The organism is Pseudomonas sp. GW704-F2, from assembly GCF_059423025.1.
Map to the genome: position 1 here is coordinate 1 of NZ_JBWKXO010000085.1, position 7,348 is coordinate 7,348.

Annotated in this window: 7 protein-coding genes; all 7 read left to right on the plus strand. The window is 48.6% G+C overall.

Annotated elements, in window-relative coordinates:
• Positions 1 to 556: 556 nt before the first annotated feature.
• Positions 557 to 1,588 (plus strand): glycosyltransferase, encoded by a 1,032-nt coding sequence (locus AC07W0_RS30710; RefSeq protein WP_102619004.1) that lies wholly within the window; start codon positions 557 to 559, stop codon positions 1,586 to 1,588.
• Positions 1,582 to 2,763: an NAD(P)/FAD-dependent oxidoreductase gene (locus AC07W0_RS30715; RefSeq protein ID WP_102619003.1), complete on the plus strand. Its 1,182-nt coding sequence runs from the start codon at positions 1,582 to 1,584 to the stop codon at positions 2,761 to 2,763. Before AC07W0_RS30710 ends, AC07W0_RS30715 begins: the two co-directional genes overlap by 7 nt.
• Positions 2,756 to 3,550, plus strand: coding sequence for an NAD-dependent epimerase/dehydratase family protein (locus tag AC07W0_RS30720; protein ID WP_102619002.1), 795 nt, complete (start codon positions 2,756 to 2,758; stop codon positions 3,548 to 3,550). The genes AC07W0_RS30715 and AC07W0_RS30720 overlap by 8 nt, the downstream gene beginning before the upstream one ends.
• Positions 3,547 to 4,383, plus strand: coding sequence for a sugar phosphate isomerase/epimerase family protein (locus AC07W0_RS30725; RefSeq protein ID WP_102619001.1), 837 nt, complete (start codon positions 3,547 to 3,549; stop codon positions 4,381 to 4,383). The genes AC07W0_RS30720 and AC07W0_RS30725 overlap by 4 nt, the downstream gene beginning before the upstream one ends.
• A gap of 2 nt (positions 4,384 to 4,385) precedes the next feature.
• Entirely contained in the window at positions 4,386 to 4,742 is a 357-nt protein-coding gene (locus AC07W0_RS30730) for an SMR family transporter (RefSeq protein ID WP_102619006.1), read from the plus strand.
• An 11-nt stretch (positions 4,743 to 4,753) separates the two neighbouring features.
• A complete protein-coding gene (locus tag AC07W0_RS30735) occupies positions 4,754 to 5,572 on the plus strand; it encodes a glycosyltransferase family 2 protein (RefSeq protein ID WP_102619005.1) in 819 nt (272 codons plus the stop codon).
• Position 5,573: 1 nt separating this feature from the next.
• Positions 5,574 to 7,348 (plus strand): glycosyltransferase family protein (locus tag AC07W0_RS30740; RefSeq protein WP_146013211.1); only part of this gene is annotated, 1,775 nt, incomplete at its 3' end.

A 7,348-nucleotide genomic window follows, 5' to 3' on the forward strand; every position in this document is an offset into this window, starting at 1 on the left:
CCCCTACAAACCACCCCCTTCTCCCGCCGCTTCTCCGTCGCCCCCATGATGGATTGGGCATAGCCTTCCCTCGACACCCTAGCCCGTCTGGCTAAACCACTGAAAATTCTTTGCCTTGTAGCAAATTCTAAGCAAGCTCCATTGCTGCCTGGCACAGACACTGCCGGTACTATGCTTCTACTTTCATGCGAAATGCCGCCGAAAGCGCATATGCCCTGATAGGGAAAAAATCAGGCGGTGAACACCATTCCTAATGCGTCAACATCTCTTTTTCATTAGAATCAGCTCCTTGTTTTTTTTCAGTGAGAACAGGGGGATCTATCACGTAAGCCGTGCGATTCTCTCAGAACACATCCAAAAATGGCCGTTTGAGCCTATCCGGAGGTAAAAATACCCAGGCTCGCGACGCAACCACTTAGTCTTCCTCTTCGGGTTTAGATAAAGCTGGCAGCTTCACTACGTCCCTCGCTTTAACGGGGGCGCATTTTTTCGCTCAGAACGGCTCGGAATGTTGTTTTAGCTGGAGCTTCAAGTAATCCATTTTAAGGATAAAAAGATGGCCTTCTTCCCCTGTTTTTTGTCTGCCGTGTTTGTGGTAAGAAACCAGTCAGCGAGCATCGAAAAAATCTTGTCTGATGCGGCGGCCGTCATTGCGACCATCGTCAGCGATTATGAATTGATCGTGGTGGATAACGCCTCGGATGACGACAGCATATTAGTATTGAAGCGTCTAACCGCTGAAAACGGACTGGCCAATTTACAGGTGTATGCCCTGACCAAAGAGGTGGATGCGGATACCGCGTCGTGGGTTGGACTGGAGAATGCGCTTGGTGATTTCGTTGTCGTTGTCGATCCGTTGGCCGATGACATTAGCTTTGTCCCTGAGATGCTCGATCAAGCGGTTCGCGGTGCTGATGTGGTGTTCGCTAATAATGCGCAAAAGCCCGCGCAGAGCCTTGCTTACCGTGGGGCTAATATCGTTTTTCATAGTCTCTATAATCGCTTCAATGGCGTCCATCTGGCCAAAGAAGCGCCGCAATACCGCATTCTAAGCAAGCGGGTGATCAATTTCATCCTACAGCACCCACAGCCGGCTATGACCTATAGGCACCTTCCTGCAACGGGTGGATTCGCGCGTGCTTACCTGAACTACAGCTCCGCGCCGCAGGCATCTCGGCCCAAGCGGTTGGGGGAGAGTATTGACCGTGGCATGCGTTTGCTGGTCTCGACAACCCGCGCGCCGATGCGTTTGGTAACCTCGCTCTCCCTGTTTGGCGCCGTTGCCAATCTGGTGTACTGCGTTTATGTAATAACTGTTGGTATTTTAAAAACCGATGTTGCGCCGGGCTGGATTAGCTTTTCGCTGCAACAATCCGGCATGTTCTTTCTGATCTCGCTCGTTCTGCTGGTATTAGGCGAATACATTCTGAACATGGCCAGCTTGTCGAATGAGGGACCGCTTTATCATGTAGGTCAAGAGTTCACCAGTGCTCGCATGACCCGGCTTGAAAAACTGAACGTCGTAGAAGTAGTCTCAGATTCAACCGAGACGAAAAACCCGACCATTGAAAGTGTTATCCGATGTTAGGACTCGACCCAACCAAGCCCAGCCAGGATGCCGTGATAATTGGTGGGGGGTTCTACGGTGCGGCTATCGCTGTGTATCTGGCCAAGCAACGCGGCCTTAAACGCATCCTGCTGATTGAGCGAGAGCCAGCGCTGCTGATGCGTGCCTCTTACAACAATCAGGCGCGTGTGCATAACGGCTATCACTACCCACGCAGTTTCACGACAGCTTATCGAAGTCGGGTAAACCTACCAAAATTTGTACGGGACTGGCCGCTCGCTGTGAAGCAAGACTTCACCAAGCTCTACGCTATTGCCCGGCGAAATTCGAAAGTCACGGCCAAACAGTTCGAACGCTTTTGTCGGGACATTGGGGCGGATATGCAGCCAGCAGATCCCGTATTGCGGGCCTTATTTGAACCCCGCCTGATCGAAGAAGTGTACCTGGTCGAGGAATATGCGTTCGACACGGCACAGCTCGCGAGCTGGGCAGAGCGCGAGCTGAAAGAAAACGGGGTGCAGATCCAATACCAATCAAGGGTAACCGCGATTTTGAAAGGAGCACAGGTGCCGTTGCAGGTTGTGGCCGAGACGAAGCAGGGAAGCCAGGAAGTAATCACCTGTCGCTATGTATTCAACTGCACCTATAGCGGCCTTAATCAATTTAAGGGCGATTTCCCCGGTGTTAGTACCGGCCTCAAGCAAGAAATTACGGAAATGGCCCTGATGCAGATGCCCGCATCACTCAATGGTTTAGGTATCACAGTGATGGATGGCCCATTCTTCTCGATGATGCCCTTCCCGGCGCGAGGACTGCATACCTTGTCCCATGTTCGCTATACGCCGCATCTGCACTGGAACGATCAACAAGGGATCGACCCCTACGAAAAGCTGCGCCATTACGAACGAGCCACTCGTACAGATCGGATGGTACGCGATGTTGGACGCTATATCCCTGAGGTATTGAAAGCCAAACACATCGACTCGTTATTCGAAATTAAAACCGTTCTGGTGAAGAACGAGGGCGATGACGGAAGGCCGATCCTTTTTGAGAAGCATGCAGAGCTGCCTGGCTGTTATTCAGTGCTTGGCGGTAAAATTGACAATATTTATGACGTTCTCGAGACGCTTGAAGCTGAAACCATTATCGGCATCGATGATCAAGAAAATTCTAAACTTGGAGATGTGAATGTTTAATTCGCTTATTGGTTATTCGGGCTACGTGGGTGGCACCCTTCTTAAACAGGAGAATTTCACATCGCTTTATCGCTCAACCAATATTGGCGATATCGACAATCAATCATTTGATACGGTAGTGTGCGCCGGCGCGCCGGCGCAGAAGTGGATAGCCAACCGGGAGCCAGAAGCGGATCGACAAAAAATTGAGGAGTTGATCGCACACCTCAAAACCATCCAGTGCAAAACCTTTATTTTGATCAGTACGGTGGATGTCTTTAAGAATCCCATAGGCGTTGACGAGGATACCCCTGTCAATGGGTCGGGCCTGCATGCCTATGGTCTGCATCGTCGATTGCTGGAGACATTCGTCGAAGAGCATTTCCCGAACCACCTGATAGTTCGTCTCCCTGGGCTGGTTGGCCCTGGCCTGCGCAAGAACGTCATCTTCGATTTTCTGAATGACAACAACCTTCAGGCAATTGATAGCCGGGGCGTGTTCCAGTTCTACCCGATGGTTAACCTTTGGTACGACATTCAAACAGCACTCAATGCCGGCTTGAAACTGGTTCACCTCACCGCAGAGCCCGTTAGTGTGGAGAACATTTCCCAACAGGGTTTCGGTAAATCCTTCACCCATACCTTGGTCAGCTCCCCTGCGACCTATGACCTGAAAACCAAGCACGCCCAAGTATTTGGTGCGACGGGCGGCTATCAATACAGCGCCCGCGAAACGATCCTGGCGGTTAGGGCCTACGCGCAGTCCGAGCCGAACACGATTAAAGTCGACGCGGAGCTAAGCGCATGAGGTTGGCGATTTCCAATATTGCGTGGGACACCGCCGAAGATGAAGCGGTCGCTACGCTGCTTCAGCGGTTTGCGGTTGACGCTATAGATATCGCGCCAGGTAAGTATTTTCCAGAGCCCACCAAAGCCACAAATGAAGATATTGCTCGAGTCAAAGACTGGTGGGCTGAGCGTGGGATTGAAATCACAGGCATGCAGGCGCTGTTGTTTGGTACCACGGGGCTGAATGTTTTTGGCTCTACTGAGAGCCAGGCGGCCCTGCTAACGCATTTAGCTGCGGTGTGCCGCATTGGTGCTGGCCTAGGTGCGCTTCGGATAGTTTTTGGATCACCCAAGAACCGTGATCGCAGCGAGTTGAATGATCAAGAGGCCTTGGACATGGCGACCCTCTTTTTCCGGCAGTTAGGGGATATCGCTCAGGCTTCTGGAGTGACTATCTGTCTTGAGCCAAATCCAACCTGCTACGGCGCTAATTTTATGACCACCAGTGCCGAGACGGCTCAGGTGGTGAAATGCGTTGGGCATCCAGCCATTCAAATGCAGCTAGATACCGGCGCACTCACTATTAACCACGAAAGCTCTCTGGAGGTCTTACACGACTGTGCCGCGCTGATTGGGCATATACATGCCAGCGAGCCCGACCTGGTGCCTTTGGGTGATGGAGGTACCGATCATAGACTAATGGCTGCCGCACTGTCGCAGCACCTGCCCTCTCATGTTGTCTCCATCGAGATGGTGGCAACCAAGGATGAGCCGCATGTGACATCGATTGAACGAGCCCTTCGAGTGGCGACGCAGCATTACCGCCGCGCGGATTTTGAGGTGAGCGAATGAGTATGAAGTGGCTGATCCTAATTCTAGGCATTCTCTCGAATGCTTCCGCCAGTGTTTTGGTGAAGATGGCCATGATGCCACCTCGTAAGTTTCCCTCTCTCAACGATCCTTTGGCCGCGTTGGCTAATTGGCCATTTTGGCTGGGGCTTGGGCTATACGGCGCGGCCTTTCTGCTCTATGCCGCTGCCTTGGCGCGTCTACCGCTTAATGTGGCACACCCGGTTCTGACCGCTGGAGCGATAGCAACCGTCGCTCTGTTTTCAGTCGTTTTTTTTCGTGAAACCTTCCACTGGACTACAGGGGCAGGGATCGTACTGGTAATAGCAGGCGTAGGGCTGATTACAGCTCGCGTGACTTGATGGTAAACATAATGACCTCTCCCGATATCTCTCCCTCTACCCGCGAAACGTGGCAAGTACCCTCCTTTGACACTCGACTCTGGCTTGGCCGTCAGCACTCTTGGTGTGTGGTGATTCCTGTCATCAATGAGGGTGAGCGAATCAAGAGCCTGCTGGCCAGAATGGCTGCGCTCAAAATCGAAAATCTTGCCGACATCATCATTGTCGATGGTGGCACCACGGACGGCTCACTGGAGTTGCAAGCGTTACAGCTGGTTGGCGTGCGAGGGTTGCTAGTCAAGACGGCCCCCGGAAAACTCAGCGCCCAGCTTCGTTGTGCTTATGCCTTTGCACTTGATCAGGGCTATGAGGGCATTGTTACCATTGATGGTAACGACAAGGATGATCCTGAGGCTATAGCTCGTTTTATTGACGCGCTGAAACAGGGCGTTGATTTTGTGCAAGCCTCACGCTTCGTGGCGGGAGGCGTGGCCGAGAACACCCCTAAATCGCGAGACTTCGCGATTCGCTTTATTCATGCTCCGATGCTGAGCCTTTTCTCCGGTTTTAAGTGGACTGATACCACTCAAGGCTTTCGGGCTTACAGCCGGAAAATGTTGCTAGACCCGAAAGTGGCACTGTTTCGCGATGTATTCATGACTTATGAATTACTGGCCTATCTATCCTATCGCGCACCGAAGCTGGGCTATCACTGCGTGGAATTGCCGACAGTCAGACGTTACCCCAAAGGTGAAGTGCCGACCAAAATAAGTAGCGTAAAGGGTAATCTTTCGGTGCTTGCAGTTTTGTTCTGTGCATGCTTCGGCTTGTATGACGAAAAACGGGTTTAAAATGATCACTAACAAATTATTGCTCAAGAATTTAAAACATTGTTTGAACTGGAAATATTTTGATTTTTTTGTTGTTATTATCTTTTCTGTCTTTGTTGTTCTGGCTATACGCTATCAGATTAAACTGCTTGATTATTTAGTTTTTGGTGATGAAGCAGAAACGATAGTTGCAGCAAAAATGATGGTTTCTGGTCAAAAACTTTACTCAGAGATATTTAACCACCATGGGCCTTTGACTTTTCTTCCTGGTATGTTACTAGAGCTGTTCGGAGATTTTGGAGTTTCTGCTCATAGGGTACCTATAGCAATATTTCAGATATTGGCTGTAGCTTCTATTTATTTCTCCCCCTTACTAAATGATGCATTTACAAGAAAGGCATATGCAATCACAATAAGTTCTGTGATATTGCTTTTTTTTCCCGAGCTGTTCGGGAGTATGTATATGTATCAGGTTATGGCTGGCCTAATTATCATCGTAGTACTAGCCCAGTACACGCTACCAACAATTTGCTCCCCAGAAAAAGTATCAACCCGAAATGTTTTTCTGGGAAATACTTTGATCGCCTGCCTTCCTTTTCTAGCAATAACATATGCGCCAATAGCTTTCTTATTATTTGCAAGCTCTCTAAGAAAAAAATATTTAGCCAAATCATCTATCTATCTTGCAGGAGCAATATTAGCAAATATAGCTTTTCTAGCTTGCATAGGATCGATAGCAGGTTTTTTTGCATTTCATATTTATTTGAATTCGGAAATCCTGCCTCTATATAACAGCGGACAAACCGGAGTCAACTTAATAAAAAACGCATTTAACGCCAGCACAGAAAGTTTAGCTAACTTTTCATTTTTCATATTAATAGTTGCTGTAATCTCTCGGCTTTCCAGCGCTGAGAATGGTTTTCCCTGGAGATCGCTTCTTCTAGCCGCCGGTTTTGCAAGCCTTTTAATTAGAGGACTCGGATTTCATGCACTCCCTTACTACTACTCTCTCATGGCTATCCCGCTTGTGTTTTTTTCTGGAAGGTCAAATATTCCCAGACAGTCTCAACTAGCAACTACATTACTCATCATCGTCTGCGTTATTAAGTTGTCTTTATTGATTCCTGGCGACAAGGAAAAACTGGAGTCCAGCAAGATCCCACTATCTACGGAGTTTTCTCGACTCGTGCAGGAGCTCACAGATAAAAATGATCGAATCATCGCCTACTCTTTTAACAATCAAGAATATATCGCTTCACACAGACTACCTGCCTCGGGCAATTTTTTCTATCTTCCTTGGCAAGAAAAATACAATGAAAGCCCAAAGTTCGGTATAAAAATTGATGCATGCAAGGAAATATCCGAATATCAACCCAAGATAATGCTTATTGATAAATGGAAGGCTTTTGACACTTTCTCATGGGAGTCTTATGGCGGCTGCATTCAAAAATTATTAGATAAGGATTACACGCAATATCCAGGTCGCCCTTACTACTTAAGGAAGGATGTCGCAGAGGCATTTTTTAAGCGTTCTGAAATCATCGCAACAAAGATGCAACCAAGCGCCCAACTTAATTTTTCGGCACCAATAAAACTATACACAGCCATTAAAAATAATAAAACAGAAACTAAACCCAAACGAATTGGAGTCATGTTTGCAACATATACTAAAAAAAATCCTGGGGAAGCCGAATTACGTTTAAAACGACTTGATGGTCCTGATTTAATTCGACGCTTCCCGCTTCCCGATCTTGCTGACAACCAGTACCATTACTTTGATATTGATTCGATCTACAC